At 58.1% G+C, this 18002-nt stretch carries 11 protein-coding genes and 7 pseudogenes; 10 read left to right on the top strand and 8 right to left on the bottom strand.

Annotated elements, in window-relative coordinates:
- Positions 1 to 119 precede the first annotated feature (119 nt).
- Together B8991_RS22370 and tnpA (B8991_RS20070) are read right to left on the bottom strand one after the other, a co-directional pair.
- A pseudogene (locus B8991_RS22370) lies at positions 120 to 371 on the bottom strand (IS110 family transposase); the annotation flags it as partial.
- 109 nt (positions 372 to 480) lie between these two features.
- Positions 481 to 861 (bottom strand): annotated as a pseudogene (gene tnpA, locus B8991_RS20070) (IS200/IS605 family transposase); the annotation flags it as partial.
- A gap of 222 nt (positions 862 to 1083) precedes the next feature.
- On the opposite strand from tnpA (B8991_RS20070), the gene B8991_RS20075 reads away from it, so the two are divergent.
- The 10 genes and pseudogenes from B8991_RS20075 to B8991_RS20120 all read left to right on the top strand — a co-directional run.
- Complete coding sequence (locus tag B8991_RS20075) at positions 1084 to 2175, top strand: Gfo/Idh/MocA family protein (protein ID WP_218673275.1); 1092 nt, start codon at positions 1084 to 1086, stop codon at positions 2173 to 2175.
- A gap of 13 nt (positions 2176 to 2188) precedes the next feature.
- The gene (locus B8991_RS20080) at positions 2189 to 3058 is read left to right on the top strand and encodes a hypothetical protein (protein ID WP_084355069.1); all 870 of its coding nucleotides are present in this window, start codon (positions 2189 to 2191) and stop codon (positions 3056 to 3058) included.
- Positions 3058 to 3852, top strand: coding sequence for a WecB/TagA/CpsF family glycosyltransferase (locus B8991_RS20085; protein ID WP_084355070.1), 795 nt, complete (start codon positions 3058 to 3060; stop codon positions 3850 to 3852). The genes B8991_RS20080 and B8991_RS20085 overlap by 1 nt, the downstream gene beginning before the upstream one ends.
- 451 nt (positions 3853 to 4303) lie before the next feature.
- Positions 4304 to 4987 carry a sugar transferase gene (locus tag B8991_RS20090; protein WP_084355071.1) on the top strand — a complete coding sequence of 228 codons (684 nt, stop codon included), beginning with the start codon at positions 4304 to 4306 and terminating at the stop codon, positions 4985 to 4987.
- Between the two features lie 183 nt (positions 4988 to 5170).
- Positions 5171 to 7633 carry a tetratricopeptide repeat protein gene (locus B8991_RS20095; protein ID WP_084355072.1) on the top strand — a complete coding sequence of 821 codons (2463 nt, stop codon included), beginning with the start codon at positions 5171 to 5173 and terminating at the stop codon, positions 7631 to 7633.
- 151 nt (positions 7634 to 7784) lie between these two features.
- Positions 7785 to 9350, top strand: coding sequence for an O-antigen ligase family protein (locus B8991_RS20100; protein ID WP_084355073.1), 1566 nt, complete (start codon positions 7785 to 7787; stop codon positions 9348 to 9350).
- The gene (locus B8991_RS20105; protein WP_084355074.1) at positions 9347 to 10360 is read left to right on the top strand and encodes a glycosyltransferase; all 1014 of its coding nucleotides are present in this window, start codon (positions 9347 to 9349) and stop codon (positions 10358 to 10360) included. The genes B8991_RS20100 and B8991_RS20105 overlap by 4 nt, the downstream gene beginning before the upstream one ends.
- Positions 10357 to 10962 (top strand): serine O-acetyltransferase, encoded by a 606-nt coding sequence (locus tag B8991_RS20110; protein ID WP_218673276.1) that lies wholly within the window; start codon positions 10357 to 10359, stop codon positions 10960 to 10962. Before B8991_RS20105 ends, B8991_RS20110 begins: the two co-directional genes overlap by 4 nt.
- On the top strand, positions 10959 to 11924 hold the full coding sequence (locus tag B8991_RS20115) for a glycosyltransferase family 2 protein (RefSeq protein ID WP_084355075.1): 966 nt from the start codon (positions 10959 to 10961) through the stop codon (positions 11922 to 11924). The genes B8991_RS20110 and B8991_RS20115 overlap by 4 nt, the downstream gene beginning before the upstream one ends.
- A gap of 159 nt (positions 11925 to 12083) precedes the next feature.
- Positions 12084 to 12441, top strand: a pseudogene (locus B8991_RS20120) (transposase); the annotation flags it as partial.
- Positions 12442 to 12467: 26 nt separating this feature from the next.
- Here B8991_RS20120 and B8991_RS21290 read toward each other — a convergent pair.
- The 6 genes and pseudogenes from B8991_RS21290 to B8991_RS20145 form a co-directional block, all read right to left on the bottom strand.
- Entirely contained in the window at positions 12468 to 14450 is a 1983-nt protein-coding gene (locus B8991_RS21290) for a hypothetical protein (protein ID WP_143514687.1), read from the bottom strand.
- Positions 14451 to 14661: 211 nt separating this feature from the next.
- Positions 14662 to 14997 (bottom strand): annotated as a pseudogene (locus tag B8991_RS20130) (integrase core domain-containing protein); the annotation flags it as partial.
- 4 nt (positions 14998 to 15001) lie between these two features.
- Positions 15002 to 15358 (bottom strand): annotated as a pseudogene (locus tag B8991_RS20135) (transposase); the annotation flags it as partial.
- Positions 15359 to 15520: 162 nt separating this feature from the next.
- Positions 15521 to 15891: pseudogene (tnpA, locus tag B8991_RS22430) on the bottom strand (IS200/IS605 family transposase).
- Positions 15892 to 16036: 145 nt separating this feature from the next.
- On the bottom strand, positions 16037 to 16738 hold the full coding sequence (locus tag B8991_RS20140; RefSeq protein ID WP_143514688.1) for a hypothetical protein: 702 nt from the start codon (positions 16736 to 16738) through the stop codon (positions 16037 to 16039).
- 87 nt (positions 16739 to 16825) lie between these two features.
- Positions 16826 to 17908: pseudogene (locus B8991_RS20145) on the bottom strand (IS5 family transposase); the annotation flags it as partial.
- Positions 17909 to 18002 lie beyond the last annotated feature (94 nt).

An 18002-nucleotide genomic window follows, 5' to 3' on the forward strand; every position in this document is an offset into this window, starting at 1 on the left:
TAATGCGGAGCAAAGCCGTCGCATAACGGCAAAAATGAGTGGCTATCAAGCGACTGTCCCACGCACCTCCGCATTATGGCCACCTGATGATAAGTGAAATAATGACCACCTCTCCATTATTTCACGAACGGGCGCACGTATTGCGGTGCGATCAGCTTCACCTCGTGGCCAAGCGCTTCCATCTCACGCGCCCAATAGTGCGCGCCACCGCAGGCTTCAAAGATGATCAGGCAGGGGCACTGCCGGGCCATGAATGCGGAAAACTGCTTTCGCGTGAGCTTTTTGCGAAACTGTACCTCTCCTGTCCGCAGGGCACCGTGGACCTGAAAAACATTCTTTGCCAGATCCACTCCAATCATCATATCCTTCATCCCGCCGTCCTCCTCGTTGTGTGGCTTTTAACACCACAACCTTGGCACAAATTGATGCCGTCATGGGAGGGCGGCAACCACTCCATCTGGCGCCGGTAGGATCAGCGATGTGATTTTCCAAATACTGAAGTACGATGTCTTCGGTGATGGCGCCGTTGGTGGTTGAAAAATACCCCCGGCCCCAAAACCGGCAGCCCCAGTAGCGCTTTCGGATGGCGGGAAACTCCCGTTGCACCTTGTGGGACGAACGGCCCTTCATCTTGCGCACCAAGTCCGAGATGGCCATCTTCGGTGGCACCGATACGAACATGTGGACATGGTCACACGACAGCACCCCTCGCAAGATGTCGACCTCGTTCTCGCGGCAGACCTGGCGGCAGATGTCCCGCACCCGCAGACGCAGCGCCCCGGTCAGCACTTTGTAGCGGTACTTGGTCGACCAGACGATGTGATAGCGGTGATAAAACACGCAGTGCTTGCCAGTATCATAACACGATTCTTCGCGCTGAAGCGGGTCCGACTGGAAGTCGGAGGGTTTACGCCAGTGAGTGGATACTAAACACGGCACAAATCCCGCTGCTTTGCCCGATTTATGCGCTATCGGACTTGCACCTTGCGTGGCGAAGAAGAATGCCCGATACACCGGGCGATTTCATCAAGGTCCGGTCTCTGTCACCGGCTGACATTTTTACAAGAGGTTGAGGGTAGGATCGTGGAAAAACTGAAAGTCGGCGTTGTGGGGCTCGGAAAGATGGGCCTCAGCCACTTCGCCATGGTCAATGCGCATCCGGATGTGAAGACCATTGCCTGTGACGGTGCGGGGTTCATGGTCGATGTACTCAGCAAGAACATAGATACGCCCATCTACCGTGATTATGACGAGATGCTGGCGAAGGAACCGCTCGACGCGGTGGTGATTGCCACGCCCTCGCGGCTGCATGCGCCGATGGTGACGGCGGCGCTCGACAAGGGGCTGCATGTCTTTTGTGAAAAACCCTTCTGCCTTGACTGGGCCGACAGCCAGCGTCTGACCGATGCGGCGACCCAGAAAAACCTGGTGGCGCAGGTGGGCTATCACTACCGCTATGTCGGCGCCTTCCGTGAAATGAAACGGCTGATTGATGCCGGCGCCATCGGGCGTATCACCCATGTTCTGGCCGAGGCCTACGGTCCGGTCGTGCTGCGCCCCAAGCGCACAACCTGGCGCACCGACAAGGCCGAGGGTGGCGGGTGCCTTTATGATTATGCAGCCCACCCGCTGAACCTGCTGAACTGGTTCTTCGGCGCCCCTGACCGGGTGATGGGCTCCCATCTGGGACAGGTCTTTTCCGAAGGCACCGATGACGAGGTGTTCTCGACCTTGCGCTGGAACGAAGGCCCCACCGCGCAGCTTTCGGTGAACTGGTCGGACGAGAGCCACCGCAAGATGTCCACCAAGATCAACATCATTGGCACCAACGGACGGCTGTATGCCGACCGGCAGGAATGCCAAGCCTATCTGCGCAAGCCCGTCGACGGGCTGGAGGGCTACGATGAAGGCTGGACGGTGAAATACACCACCGAACTGACCGAGGATCGCTGGTTCTACCTGCGCGGCGAAGAATATTCCGGCCAGCTCGATGATTTCATCTGCGCGGCGCGGGACGGCAAGGCACAGGCGTTGGAAAACGGCTTTGCCTCGGCCACCGAGACCGACCAAACCATGGCGATGATCATCGAAAACGCCGAAACCGGCACCGCTGTGGGCGAGGCCCGCACCGGCGCCCCCCAGCCCGCGAAAAAGCGCGGCTGGTTCGGTCGCTGAGAAGGGAAAAGAGATGGACAAGCTTCTGTTCGGCGACAATCAGTTCTTCGGCATCAACCACATGTCCGAGGAAAAGGCCCGCGCCCAAGCCATGCGGTTCCAGAAAACCCAAGCCATCATGGATGTGCTCGACGTGGCCTATGACGCGGGCATCAACACCTTCATGTGCACCACCCATGACCGGATTGCCGAGATCGCGAAACGAGTAAAGGCGGACCCGGTGCGCTACGTCGATTTCCAGTTCTACCCCTGCATGCCCTATGCTCATAAATACGCCAACGCGGTGACGGAACATGGCATGGTGGGCGCGCTGCGCGACTTCATGCCCAAGGACGGGCTGCTGGCAACCGCGCTGACAGGCACCAAGGCGCTGGCGACGAAAGAGGTCGACGGCATCGCCAAGGTGCTGATCGACATGGAAATGAAGATGTTCGAAGGAACGAAGGCGCCGGTCGTCTTCATCCAGAACGTCTTTACCGACCTGCTTCTGGGGATGGGGTTCACCCGCGCGCTGCGGATCTTTGACGACCACATCCGCGAGAAATGGGGCGCAGAGCCTGCCTATATCACCATGAACATGCCGATGCTGCTTGATGCGCTGGAAAAGGAAGGGATCGAACGCCCGATCATCTGTTCCAACATCAACAAGATCGGGTTCCGCATGTCGGGCGGGTTCGATGCCTATCTCGACGCGCTGAAGTCAGGCCGCGTGCGGGCGGTGGCAATGTCGGTCTATGCCTCCGGCGCGATCCCGGCGGATGAAGCCATTCACTGGATTTCGGAACTGCCCGGCGTGGAAAGCATCGTCTTCGGGGCATCCTCGGCTGGCAATATCCACGGAACGAAGGCTCTGGTGGACAAATATATGGGGCAACCTGCGTAATGGCGGATGCAAGCAATACGGAGGCGGCCGTGGGACTGGGCGAGATGAAGCGCGTGCAGATGCTGAACGCTTACGTTCATGACGTCTCCATGGACGATATCGTGGAACATTTCCGCGAGGGCGTGATGCTGACGCTGCATGTGGACATGATCATGAAGCTGCAGAAGGACCGGGAGTTCTACGACCTGCTGGAGCAGTTCGACGTGATCACCTGCGACAGCCAGATCATGTATTTTGCCACCAAATGGCTGGGCACGCCGGTACAGGAGCGGGTTTCTGGCAGCGACTATTTCCCGAAATTCTACATGCGCTATGCGAATGACCCGTCCATGACGGTCTTCCTGTGCGGTGGTAAACCGGGCGTGGCAGACTTGGCCGCCAAGAATATCAACGAGAAAGTCGGCCGCGAGATGGTCATAGGCACTGACAGCCCGTCCTTCCATTTCGATAGTGACCCGGCCGAGATCGAACGCATGATCGCCGCGATCAACGACAGCGGCGCGACAGTCTGCCTTGTGGGGCTCGCCGGCGGGCGGCAGGAAAAATTCATCATGAAATACCGCGACCGGATGCCGGGCGTGAAGCTTTGGCTGCCTTTGGGGGGCACCATCGACTACGAAAGCGGGACTTTTGATCGTCCACCGGTCTGGATCACCGAATGGGGGTTCGAATGGCTCTATCGGCTGATCAAGGAACCCCGCGCGCGATTCCACCGTTATGTGGTTCACGAACCGCCCTTTCTCTGGGCCGTGCTCAAGCAGAAGCTGGGCCGTTACAAGGATCCCTTCGCCTGATCTGGATACCGGGGCGTTTCTGCATCATTCGGCCTGCACCGTGACGTAACGGAACTCTGTGTCGGATTGCCGAGACAGATGCGAACAGGACGTTCTGTAGCACCAGCAGCCAAGGCGGCCCCCACCGTCCTCAGGTGCGCGCGGCCTTCCGGATGTCCATTGTCACGCCCAAAAAGGTTAACTGCCCGAAACGCAACAGTTTGGCCTGTTTCAGACCTGCCTGTCAGCAACCCGGTCTGTTTCCGCTACCAAGCAAAAATTGCGCCGCGACGAAGAGATGGCGCTTTGCACGAACATGCCGCAGCGGGGTGCCTTCAAGGGGATTCTGAGTCATGTTTCATTTGCAATTTTCTAAACATCTCGTTAAATTCCAGACATCATTTTGATTGTGTTGTGCCGTTTACTGTGACGGATTTTTTTATTGCCGAGCGTTTTCAGGAGTTAAGATATAATGACGATGTATTATCCGTATGTTTCCGCGGATGCGGAGGCTGTCCAATTTGGGATAGGCCAGTCGGATCGCGCTGCTAGCTTCTACCATCAAAACACGAAACGCTGGATCGACTTCGTTCTTGTGTTGCTGACCCTGCCTGTCGTGGCCCCCCTGATTGCACTGATGTGCCTGTTCGTCATGCTCGACGGGCACAATCCATTCTATTCGCAACAGCGTATCGGACGCGGCGGACGGGTATTTCGCATGTGGAAGATGCGCTCCATGGTGCCCGGCGCAAGTGCCGCTCTTCAGACGTATCTGGACTCCAATCCCAAAGCCCAGGCAGAGTGGAACGCCACCCAGAAGCTGCGCAACGATCCTCGGATCACCCTTATCGGGCGCGTGCTGCGCAAGACCTCTCTGGATGAGCTGCCGCAATTGTGGAACGTGCTGAATGGCACCATGTCTTTGGTCGGACCACGTCCGATGATGGTCTGTCAGCAGGACCTCTATCCCGGTCGCGCCTATTATGCGCTGCGCCCGGGCATTACCGGTTTGTGGCAGGTCTCCGACCGCAATGACAGTACCTTTGCCGGGCGTGCGGTGTTCGACGACCGCTACTCGCGCAGCGTGTCTTTCGGCACCGATCTGCGGGTGCTGCGTCAGACCGTTGGCGTCGTACTGCGCGCGAACGGACACTGAACCAGCCGCAGCTTTCAGACACGGCTGCCTATATCATCTCAAAACCCGGTCCTGAACGTTCATGACGTTTGCGGATCGGGTTGTTTTTCTTGAACACCAGCATGTATATGAAGCACCATTCATCCTGAGCGCGTGCCCTCAGGGGGTGTAATCAATTAGCAAGGTATTTCTGGAGGCCCTGCCATGTATATCCGACCTCTTCGCAAAGCCTTGTTGATCTGTGGCGTCTGTCTGGCGCTCACTGCCTGCAAATCCGCGGAAGAAAAGGCCCAGGCCCATTTTGAAACGGCGCAGGAACTGATTGCCGCCAATGATCCCGACAGGGCGATTGTCGCATTGCGCAATGTCTTCGAACTGGCCCCCAATCATGAAGAGGCCCGGCGCGCCATGGCCCAGCTGATGGTGGACACCGGTAATATCCCGGGTGCCTATAACCAGTATCTGCGTCTGGTCGAACAAATACCCGATGATGTCGAGGGGCGCACGGTGATGGCGGAACTCGCTTTTGAGGCCCGCAATTGGGAAGAATTCACCCGTCACGGCACGCGCGCCGTCGAACTGGCCCCCGACGCGCCGCGCAGCAAGGCGATTGAACTGGCGCTGCAATACCGCGCCGCGGTTCTGGAAGAGGACGGCCCCGCCGCCGAGGCCCTGTTCACCCGCACCGAGGAACTGGCGACACAAATGCCCGAGAACGGCCTGCTGGAACAGATCCTGTTCGACAGCTACCTGCGCGCCGCCGACACCGAAAAGGCGCTTGCCCAGCTGGATGCGATGATCGCCCGCAAACCCGGTACGCGCCGCTACTACAACCAGCGGCTGCTGCTTTTGCGCCAAACCGGCGACCGGGCAGAGATGGAGGCGCATCTGCGCAACGTCATCGAACGATTCCCTGAAGATGACGATGCCAAGGGCACGCTGGTGCAATACCTGATGGCAACCGGTGATGACGAGGGCGCCGAGGCGTTCCTGCGCGATATCAGCAATCCCGTCGATGCCGATCCGGTCTTCTTCATCAGCCTTGTTCAGTTTCTCAAGGATCAGCGCGGCATTGAGGCAGCCCAGGCAGAGCTTGACGCCGCAATCGACGTCAATCCAGAACCGAACCGGCTGCGGATACTCCGCGCTGCGCTGGATTTCGAGGATGGAAAACAGGACAAGGCCATCGCCGATTTGCAAGCGATCCTCGACACTGTCGAAGACGCGGCCGAACCGTCGGATGTGAACAACGAGATCCGGGTCGCACTGGCGCGCATGCTGGTCTCCACGGGCAATGACGTGGGGGCCCAACGGCTGGTGGACGAGGTGCTGGAGGCCGACAGCGGCAATGTGTCGGCGTTGAAGATGAGCGCCGCACGCCTGATCGCGGCCGACGACACGGATGGGGCCATCGCCAATCTGCGCCGCGTGCTCAATACCCGCGCCGACGACGTGCAGGCGCTTTCCCTGATGGCCAATGCCTATACCCGCGCGGGCAGTTCCGATCTGGCCCGCGATTTCCTCGCACAGGCGGCGGATGTGTCGGGCAATGCGCCAGAGCCCTCGTTGCGCTATGCGCAGATGTTATTGGCCTCTGAAAGCTACGATTCCGCCGAGGAAGTGCTGCTGTCGGCCCTGCGACGCACCCCCACGGACGAGAATATCCTGACCCTTCTGGGCGATATCTACCTGACAACAGAGGATTTCGGCCGGGCAGAGATGGCAGTGACCGAACTGCGCAAAGTCGGCTCGCGAACCAGCGAGGCGACGGCCAACCGTCTTCAGGTCCAGCTGCTGGCGCGGCAGGAAGGCACGGATGAGGCGTTGACCTACCTCGAAGAGATGGCCCAGGGCGCCGAGGCCGGGCTTGAGGAAAAGATTAACCTGCTGCGCGCGCGCCTGTCTTCGGGGCAGCGCGATGAAGCCCTGAGCATGGCCGAGGAACTGGTCGCCGAATCCCCCGAAAGCTCGGAACTGCGCTTCCTGCTGGCAACCACCCGGGCGGCCACGGGCGATCTGGAAACCGCCCGCGCGGAGATGCGCGCGCTTCTGGACGAAGACCCCTCGCGTGTCAGCGTCTGGCAACAGCTTATCCGCATCGCCCAGGTCCAGGGCGATGCAGAGGCTGCCGACGCCCTGCTGGACGAAGCGCTGACCGCGGTGCCGGACGCCCCGGCCCTGCTTTGGGCCAAGGCCGCGGAACACGAAGTGGCCGGTGACATTGATGCGGCCATTGCGATCTACGACACGCTTTATGCCCGCGATACCGGGTCGGTGATCTTCGCCAACAACCTCGCCAGCCTTCTGGTCACCTACAAGGATGACACCGACAGCCTTGACCGTGCCTGGGAAATCGCCCGGCGGCTGCGCGACACCGATGTACCTGCCTTCCAGGACACCTATGGCTGGCTGGCATTCCGGCGCGGCGATACTGAGACCGCCCTGCCCTATCTGGAGAGCGCCGCAACCGGCCTGCCAGACGATCCGATCGTGCAGTATCATCTGGCCGAGGCCTATGCTGCGCTTGGCCAGTCGCAGGACGCGATCACGGCATATCAATATACGCTGGAAGTGGCCGGGTCAGACGATGCCCGCCCCCAGATCGCCCGCGCGCGAGATGCCTTGGCGAAACTGCAAGAGGCGGCGCCAGACCCTGAGAACCAGTAAACATACGGGAACACGAATCGGATATTGAAGCGGACTCCCGACGGTTTTAAGTCTCTAATTTTTGTATCATAGAGCGTAAAAAGGACCGGCGGCATCTCGCGCCTACACACCGAGGTTTCCGCATCCTGATGTTTTTGGAAAGACGTATTCCGTGATCCCTCCTATCGCCGCACTGCTGAGCTGGCCCGCCATCGTTTATGTGTTTTCGCGGACGCGGACGGTTGCGGCCGCGATTACCTTCTCCATCCTTGGGGGATACTTGTTCCTGCCCGAACAGAGCAGCATTGACCTGCCGGCGCTCTATGAACTCAACAAAATTTCCATACCCGCATATACGGCGTTGATTCTTTGCGTGTTTGCCGTGTCAGGCACCGGCCAACCGGGCGCGATCCACCAAGCACAGATGGGCGCCAACGCATGGCGTGCCGGATGGTTTCCGCAGGCCACGTTGCCCCGGGCGCTTCTGATGATGCTCGTTGTCGGGGCGGTGATGACGGTGGTAACGAACCGGGATACGATCATCGGGGTGGATGAAGTCCTACCTGGCCTGCGGCTCTATGATGCCGGCTCCAGCATCTTGGTCGCTTTCGTTACTATCATCCCTTTGCTTCTGGGTCGAAAGTTTCTCGCACACCCCGAGGGTCAACGACTTGTACTTCACGGCTTCTGTATCGCAGGGACCATTTACGGTCTGCTGGCGTTATTCGAAGTACGCATGTCGCCCCAACTCAGCAACTGGACCTACGGAGTCTCCTCAAGTCTTTGGTTGCAGCACGTCCGCGGGGACGGGTATCGTCCTTTGGTGTTTCTGAGTCATGGACTACGTGTCAGCATCTTTCTGGCAGCGGCGCTGATCACAACGGTTGGCTTGGCGCGACTTTACGTCGGAAAGCCGCGGATTGGTTTTATGGCGGTGTCGACGTTTCTTTTTCTCGCACTGGTGCTGAGTAAATCCCTCGGCGCGCTAATGATTGCGCTAGTTTTGTGTCCCATCATGCTTTTTATGCCGCGCCGTTTACTGTTTTTCGCAATGGCGGGAATCGTGAGTGTTGCATTGCTCTATCCAGTGCTGCGGGGAACGGCCATCATTCCTCTTGATGGCCTTGTTAATTTCGCTAACAGCATCAGTGAAGAGCGAGCACATTCGCTATCCTATCGGTTTTATTTCGAGGGGCAGTTGCTAGAACGCGCGCAGGAGCGCCCTTTCTTCGGCTGGGGCGGCTGGGGGCGCAATCTATATTTGGGTAGTGAGGTCGCTGTGCCCGATGGCGCATGGATCATCATTCTGGGCCAGAATGGATGGACGGGGTTTATCGGACGGTTCGGCCTCATGTTCTTTCCCGTCGTCATACTTCTGTGGCGATGGCGACGTGACGGGATCGGGATGGAAAGTGCAGTGATCGCAGCCGCGCTTACTGCTGCTGCGGTCGACTTGATCCCTAATTCGGGCCTCACGCCAGACAAGTGGCTGCTGGCCGGATCGCTCTGGGGGCGGCTGGAAATGGGGCGCATCACGGAGTCAGCCAACGAGGAAGTGCCCGACCCTCCACCTGTCCGTTTCCAATACAGGCGCCGAGGACCCGCGCCTAGCTTGGACACAGAGACCCCATCGGTCACCACCTCTGCCTCCGCCGCACCGTCCAATCGCTACACACGGCAGATACGGCGGATCGACACTCCGCCATCCCAAGCACGGACAAGGAAACAAGACAGATGACACATAGCGAGAGTGCCAAAACCGCAGCAGGCTTGGTAGAGGTATCCGTCATCATCGTCAATTACGGCACTGACATGCTAGCCATTGAGTCAATAAACAGCGTTTTGGCGCAGAAACATGACGGAAGGAACGTAGATGTGCATGTACTCGACAACGCTTCCCCCGGAGACGATGCAGCGCGGTTGAGGGCAACCTTTGGTGGATCGGACTATGCCGGTCGCGTCACGCTCTATACCGAAACCGAGAACCACGGCTTCGGGCGCGGCAACAACATCGTACTGCGGGCGCTGGCTGAGGGGGAACGGACGCCTGAATATGTCTTTCTGCTAAATCCAGATGCCCGGCTAGAAAATGACGCCATCACCATCCTAGCCGGATTTCTCGACTCCCACCCGGGGGCAGCGGCTGCAGGAGCGGGAATCTGCCTGCCGGGCGGCGCCCCGGTCACGGCAGCATTCCGTTTTCCCTCTGCCATGGGTGAATTCGCGCGTGCAGCAAACGTCGGGATCATTGACAGGGCGCTGAAGCACTGGCGTATCCCCCTGCCACCTGATCTGCCACGGGGACCCGTCGATTGGGTGGCGGGAGCGGCAGTCATGTTCCGCTATGACGTGCTGGCAGAGATGAATGGCTTCGACGAAGACTTTTTTCTTTATTATGAAGAGGTAGAGTTGATGCACCGCATCCATCAGGTCGGCCATGACATATGGTATGTTCCCGAAGCGCGAGTGAGCCATGTCGAAGGCGCCGCAACGCGAATGCGCTCGGGCGACACACATCGTACGGTTCGCCCACGATACTGGTACGAATCTTGGCGCCACTATTATCTAAAAACCCATGGACGCGTCGGCACCTTGGTGGCCGCGAGCGCTTGCATCAGCGGAGCCGCGATAAACAACTTCATTAGCCTGCTGCGTCGGCAGATTCCTAGGACGCCACGCCATTTTTCCCGTGATTTCGGCCGCTTTGTCCTGCGACCTTTGGTTTCGGTGAGAAAGCAGGTTGAATGAACATGCACGCCTCCAAATGTCGCAGTCAGACCGATCCACGATTTTTATCTTGGGATGGATCTGGCGACCGCAACCCCGACGACTTGTCGCTGGTCGCGCTGGTGGCCGAAGATTTTCGGACCCATGGGCGGGACTGGCGCAGCCAAGGGTTTTGGACCCTGTTTTGGCACCGCTTTGGCAACTGGCGCATGGGCCTGAAACCGAAGCTGCTGAGAGCGCCGTTTTCGTTACTCTACAAGATCATGGAGAAACGCTGCCAGCATCGATATGGGATCATGCTGCCTTATACCGTGCGCGTGGGGCGCCGGGTCCGGCTTGAGCATTTTGGCGGCATGGTTCTTGTGGCACAATGGATCGGAGATGATGTGGTGCTGCGCCAAAACACTACGCTGGGTGTTGCTCGCGAAGATCGAACCAAAGATCGGCCAGTGATCGAAAATGGAGCCAGTATTGGCGCGGGTGCCGTTATTGTGGGGGCAGTGATCGTCGGGCGCGGAGCGACGGTAGGAGCCAATGCGGTGGTGATCCGCGACGTTCCCACAGGCGCGACCGTGGGTGGTATTCCAGCCCGGATACTCAGCACACCCCCCCCCCTCATATGACTCTCGCTGTCGTTATCATCGGACGTAATGAAGGGGCGCGACTGATCCGGGGGTTGGCCTCCGTGGCAGCGGCTGACCGGGTTGTCTACGTCGACAGCGGCTCCACCGATGGGTCCCAGCAAGCAGCATCAGAGGCGGGTGCGGAGGTTGTCGCGCTCGACATGTCGCAACCCTTTACCGCGGCGCGCGCGCGTAATGCGGGGCTGGAGCGGCTACGCCTTCACGGGACGCGACCAGAACTGGTGCAATTCATGGACGGTGACTGCGAATTGCAGCCCGATTGGCTGCCGTCGGCCCGGGCATTTCTCGCAGCCCGTCCTGAGCTGGGCGTCGTTTTTGGTCGCCGACGGGAACGCTTTCCCGACGCAACGATCTACAACCGGATGTGCGACTGGGAATGGGATGTACCCTTGGGCGAGCAGCGTGCCTGCGGCGGCGACGCTCTGATGCGGATGGACGCGCTTGATGAGGCGGGCGGCTACAACCCCGCGCTTATCGCGGGAGAAGAACCCGAGATGTGCGTGCGGCTCCGCGCAGCGGGCTGGAAGATCTGGCGCATCGACGCGGAAATGACCCTGCATGACGCGGCCATGACCCGGCTGGGACAGTTCTGGTCGCGGGCGCGGCGGGCGGGCCATGCCTGGGCCGAAGGTGCCGTGCTGCACGGTGCCCCCCCCGAACGCCACTGCGTGGACCAGGTGCGCCGCGCCTTGATCTGGGGCGCCGTCGTTCCCTGCGTGATCATTTTACTGGCGATCGCGCTAAGTCCCTGGGCACTGGCTATTTTTGTAATCTATCCCCTGCGCGCCCTGCGTTTTGCCCTGCTCGAAGGGGCGACGCGCCCGGCCTGGGAGCGTGCCTGGTTGCTGAGCATCGGAAAATTTCCCGAAGCCATGGGCGTGATAGAATACCATCTGCGCCGTCTCGCAGGTCGCCCCCGCGGGCTCATAGAATACAAGTAATCCCTTTTCTGGCAACCGGGCGCATCTTGTTACTCCCGTTCTAAAGTCAAAGACCACAATGTCTGCCGCTGTATCGGTTGCTCTGCCCCCTGGAAATTGGATCGTTTGAAACTGGAGTTTTCGGCTAAACTTTCTTGGCTGGGAGAGGAGCGGAAACGCATGAAGGCATCGAAGTTTACGGAGGCGCAGAAAGCGTTCATCCTGACGCAGGGTGAGGCAGGAACGCCGGTCGCCGAGATCTGTCGCAAGGCGGGGATCCACTGCCCGGCAGGGTCATGCGCAGCATGGTCCCGAGAGGGGGCCAGGCAACCTACTTCAACTGGAAGAAGCGATATGGTGGCTTGCTGCCCGATGAGATGCGGCGCTTGAAGGCGCTGGAGGACGAGAACGGGCGGCTCAAGAAGATCGTCGCGGGCCTGACACTTGATCGGGAAATGCTTCAGGACGTCATTCGCCGAAAGCTTTGAAGCCTGGTCGGATGCGCGAAATGGTTCGCGGGATGTGCATTGATTGGGCCACGCTCCGTTAAATATGTGAGGATTATCAATCCGCCTCAAGCGCACCGATTGAGGGAGGTTCAGGCCGCAGCGCACCTCTGAAATCGACACTTGCATCCGGTTGGACAAGCGCAGCGCCAAGCGCCGAAGAACCCAACTGCGGAACCCAAAGTGCCGCGCTGTCGACAGGTGTGGCATAGGTTGCGTCAAAGGGCGTCTTCTCGTCCCGATAACCGATGTACCGACAAGAAAAGGCGGGGATCTCTACCAGTGGCGCATAAGGTGTGTTCGGTGTTTCAATGTTTGGTTCGTGCACGAGATTGTTGGCCTCCGCCACCAAGCGAAACCCGATTGCGTCTGAAAATACCGGAGCAACGGCGTCCGTTAGGTTGACGAGAGTATTATTATAAAGACGGATCGGTGTTGTCTCGTTGTCAATATTGCCACTCGACCCGCCATGAAAATAGAAAAAGCCATATTTCGGCAGGTTAAGACCCCCAATCGGTCTGCTATCGCGAGCGGTATTGGCAAAGATCAGAGTGTTGTTGCGTGCAGTTGTGCCACCGTAACACGTTTCAATCACGGAGCGCGCCTGAAACCCAGCCACAAGAATATTACCTTCGACCAGTGCGTTCACGAGATCGCGCGGGTTGCCAGTATTCTGTGCTTGCACAAGCAAGGTCATGTAGGCGCTTTCCAGTGCGCAGCCTTGCAGATTCAACTTGGCACCGGTCACGGGAGCAGAGGTGTTCCAGCGTAACGCCGTCTGCACTGCTCGGATAGAGTTATAGTTCGACCATCCCGTGCTGCTGAACAGATCGCAGGCCCATATGTTCGTTTTTGTCGGCTCTGCAATCCGCAAGGGACCATGAGCGTTATGCGTACCATCCTTCGGACCACCGGCCTGCGCGTTGGGGTTCTGGATAATTCCGCAGCCCATGATCGCTAGTAAAGATCGCGAATTGTCCAACATCCCGTAATCTCCCCAATCGGATATGCTCAGATCGTTCAGGGCAATCAGCCGGTTCGGAGTCGTGCCGTTCAGATATAGTGTCAGCGCCCAGTTGGAAAATTCACAATCATCAATGACGACGTTCGCTGCACCCTCTTCCGGGAAGTTCAGACAATTGATCTGTGTTCCAGTCTCGTTGGTGACGTCCCAGAGACCTTGGAATTCAATCCCGGCAAAAACCGTACCGCTGTCTATGCCTTTGGCATCCCGTAAGGAGTTGTCGTAAATCAGTATTTCCGAAGAGAACCCTACCGAAGGTGTAACTATGGGTTTCTGTCCGAGTCCCTGTCGCGCTTCTAGACGCAAACTCACGCCGTTGGCGTGGGACGGTGGGCGGAACAACAACAATGAGGTCACGGTATGCGTTTGATCGCGTTCCAGAACGATCCTGTGAGGAGTGGTGGCTTTATCCAAAGCTGTGAAGGCTGAGGTAATCGAGGTGAATGTCTGCGCCCCAGCTGGCGCGTTCGCGTAGACTCCGGTGGTGTCGACAAACAGAGTTGCGGTCCCAGCATGAAATGTGTCTGGATCGCCTACGGTGAGAGTAACTGACGCATATCCCCATTTACCAGAGGATGGCTCAAGTACGGCAACACGCACTGTGTACATTCCGGGTGTGCGGAAGACGTGGCTCCCGAGAGGACCACGGCTGTATCGGCTGTTTGTCCGCGCACCTCCATCTGCAGCGTCGAGGGAAAGGACATTTGTTGGAGAACTGAAAGTGTATCCTTCTCCGTAATCCCACCAGACATATTTGTCGTGGTAGCTTCGATCATACCGCCCCTCTGGAAGAGTGTTCGTCTCAAATCCTTTGAGCGTCAGGTCACAGAACATCGCTTCAGGTGCGACTCGGTGATCACTACGCTGCGTATTGATCCTTACCGATACCTCGGGGGACGGGTCCTGATCCCAGATCGTCCTTCCAGTGTCGGCAATGTCTTGCCACGCCGCGACCGTGACGCCGTTGATTGTGTCGGACGATCTCACCTTGAAACCCATGAATTTGATGTTAGTCATCTCCGTTTAACTCCAATGAATGGGACACAATCATCATGCCGGTATAGCTAATATCTGCGCCGATGGGATCTAGGTCGAAGTCTACCTGATGTGATCCAGCGGAAACTATCAACGATAGATTCTGCTGCGTTTTTCAAAGTTTCGTTCCATTGACCTGAGCCCCAAGTTCCCTCCAGCTTTGCGCGGAGACCTTGGGGTTAAATCTTTGGCGTTAGGCCGCCATTTTGTCCATTGTCTTTCTCTGTAGAAATTCCATGGGTGTCAGGTTACCCAATGCTGAGTGTGGTCTGCGCCAGTTGTAATCCTCCTGCCATTCTTCAAGTGTGTTGCGGGCATCGCGCAATGTTCCAAATAGCGTTTCGTTGAGGCATTCGTCTCGCAGTTTGCCGTTGAAGCTTTCAATGAAGCCGTTCTGCTGGGGCTTTCTAGGCGCGATGTAATGCCAATCGATGCCGGTTTCCTGAACCCATTTGAGGATCGCCATGCTGGTGAACTCAGTGCCGTTGTCCGACACGATTGTCTTCGGCATGCCGCGTTCAGCGATGATCTGTTTCCTCGCCGATCCGGTTGCGCGAACGGGTCAGTGAGGACGGATCGATCGGCGGGCGGTGTTGAAAAAACGTCTCACCGGTGAAGTGCTGGTAGTACGGGTTCTCGACCCAGCGCGCGACAATGGCTTCGTCCGACAACCGGTAGGCATGTTGGAAATACAGCAGCCCCGCCACGAGCCGCGGCGAGGTCGCAGGCCGCCCGCGGTGAGACGGAAAGAACTCGTCCCATTCCCGCTCGAAGAAATCCCAGTCGGTCAGAGCGGCCAGCTTCGCCAGTTCGTGACGCATGTCGATCATGTCGGTCAGACGCGGACGCAGGAGATCGTCCTGCTCTTTCTGGCGGGGATGGGGCTTCATCGAGGGCTCCGGAAAACTGCAAGGTTTCGAAACCCGGAATACGAAACCCTGCAATTTTCTACTACAGTTTTATTACGATCACTGAGCAAATTCAGAGACTTGTGACTTGTTCAGGTCGAACCAAATAGCCGTTTTGTCGGACGTCAACGCCTCTGGGACAGATTATGGGGCCGAGATGAAGGAGTATCTCAGGATGATATCGTCGGTCACGTGGCCTGATGTTGTCGAGAAATGGCCGCGTGCTCAGAACCCCCTACCCCAGTAGCACTTGCGCAATTCGGGAACCTCCATCTGGATGCGTCAGGACGACCGAACCTTGATGCGCTGCATGACGTCTGACTGTGACAGTTTCGGCGGGATCGACAGGCACATATGACATGGTCTCGCGCGAGCACGCCCATTCCCTCGCAGGTCGTCTGCCAGATAATGTCACGGATCCGTTTCCTCGTCGGACCCTAGAGCACCTTGAGCCTGTATTCCGTGACCCAGATGAACTGAAGCGGACCGACTGGAAGCCGGTAGTTTATCTTCAATAGGTGGAAAATCAAAAACCAGACGGCCTTTCAACGCCCCTATCGGAATAAAAAACAGACCGCATAGTCAAGCATACAAAATGACCAGAGCTTACAATGCTCAAATCGTTCTGATGTCCCATTCCATTTTGAGAAATTACAACCTTCAGCGAGCCGTTCGTTTGCGAGCTACGCTCGCTCTCATGATCCCGAATGCTGACGCGAACAACAGCAGCGATGCAGGCAATGGAACAGACGATAGGTCGCCCGACACTGCGAGGCTATCAAGGTCCGAACGAAACTGCAAATTCCTGGATAACCCGCCGCCCTCCAAACCGCTAAAGTCGATTGACAGACGCGTATACGTATCTGGTGCACGTTCATGGCCAGCGAGAACGAAAGCTTGGGAATAGTTCACATCAATAACCCCCTCCGGATCATAATCTCCGAAGACGGAGAAGGCGTAGCCTACCTTCGTGCCGTAGGTGTCATCGCCGAGTCGTGTTGACGTGCTCGCATCGAATACAGCGCTAGCGGCGCGCGTGTCTAAGGACAGGGACTTAAGAGACTTTGTTACAGATAGCTCGAACGCCTTCCACTCAAGCGATATTTCAAATCCGGACCCGTTTGCCTGCCCCCAAGCACCCCATGTGGCGCCAAATGTGACCGTATCCGTCGTGCCATCAACATACGAGGCCGTAACAATCATCCCCGCCAAATCCCCGCCGCGCGTTACCGTATCATCCCTGATCCCATACAGGCTTTGGTAGTACTCACCACCGGAATTAAGGTTTATATTGACGGTTGACGCTATCGCGGTGCACGGAACGGCTAGAAATATCAATGGCAAAAGAAATTTGCGGAACACGACAATAACTCCATACACAACAAAATCAGATATATATATAGACACCGCTAGCCAGTCTGCCCTTGCTTGTCAAGCAACCTCTATAGTTCAGGCTGAACAACCTGATCCGTCGACGAGATAGCAGTTTGCTGGCCTGTTCGCGTACATACCGGCAGCGCGGAATGCGGCCAAGATGAGGGTCAACAAAGCCCTGAGGTGGGCGAGGATCTTACGGATGTTGTGGCCACAGCCGCAAAGGACGGCGAAGATCGCGTCGCCGCACGTGCCCTTCAGCGGGCAACGTGACAGGCGGCCGTCGGTTTTCATGTGACCGATTTCAGGCTCGATCGTTGCCCGGCAGTCGATTGCAAAGCAATCGATGAAAGGGGCGCGGCGCCTTCGCAGCAGCCGTTTCAGCGTCGGGGTCAGGCCTCGGCGCATGCCACTGACCAGGACCTGCGTCGCTGACACGCCGTGCCCGCGGTGTCCTCGGTCCACGACGGCCAGTTCCGAGGTCCGGCCGGTCAGGATTTCGACCTGCTCCAGCGCCTCCGGCAGGGTGTGGCCGTCGTAAGGGTTGCCCGGCAGAGCGCGCATGCCGACGACGAAGCCTTCGTCGATGGTGGTTGCCAGGCTCACTTTGGTATCGAACTCATACCGCTTGCGCGCCTTTCCTTTCGAGATGCAATCGACCTCGGGTCCGTGCAGGGCATAGATCTTGCCCTTGGTTTTCAGGCCCTGGTGCAGCAGGCGGCCGACCAGCACGACACTGTCCAGAACCCGCTCGCGAAAGGGGCCTTCGGGGATCGCGTCCAGTTGGCGACGCAGGTCGCGCAACACGCGCCCGGTTTAACCTTTGAGCTTTTTCAGGGCCTTGCGCATGCGCTTGAATTGTCGGGCATGGGCGTAACGGCAGATTTGCATTGCCAGGCGCGGGGCCAGCCGGTTGTAGTTCTGTCGCAGCGTGATGTTTGCCTCATCCGCCAGCGCGACAAGCTGCTGACGGGCCTTGTCGTACAGGCGGGAGTCCGTCGGATGCGCAATGTTCTTCTCCATCACCGTGGTGTCGACGGCGACACGCGACAGACTGCCGGCATCAACGGCACCGGATGTGCGCCCAACCTCGATCGTCTTGGTGAGCAGCCACTCGGCCCCTTCCTCGCCAATCCGCTTACGCCAGCGGGTTAGCGAGTTCAGGCTGAACAACCTGATCCGCCGAAGAGATAGGAAGTTGACGGCCTTCGGGATGAATGCGGCGCACAACGCCGCCATGATGAGGGCCCAA

Source organism: Primorskyibacter flagellatus, from assembly GCF_900176485.1.
GTDB classification, from domain to species: domain Bacteria; phylum Pseudomonadota; class Alphaproteobacteria; order Rhodobacterales; family Rhodobacteraceae; genus Primorskyibacter; species Primorskyibacter flagellatus.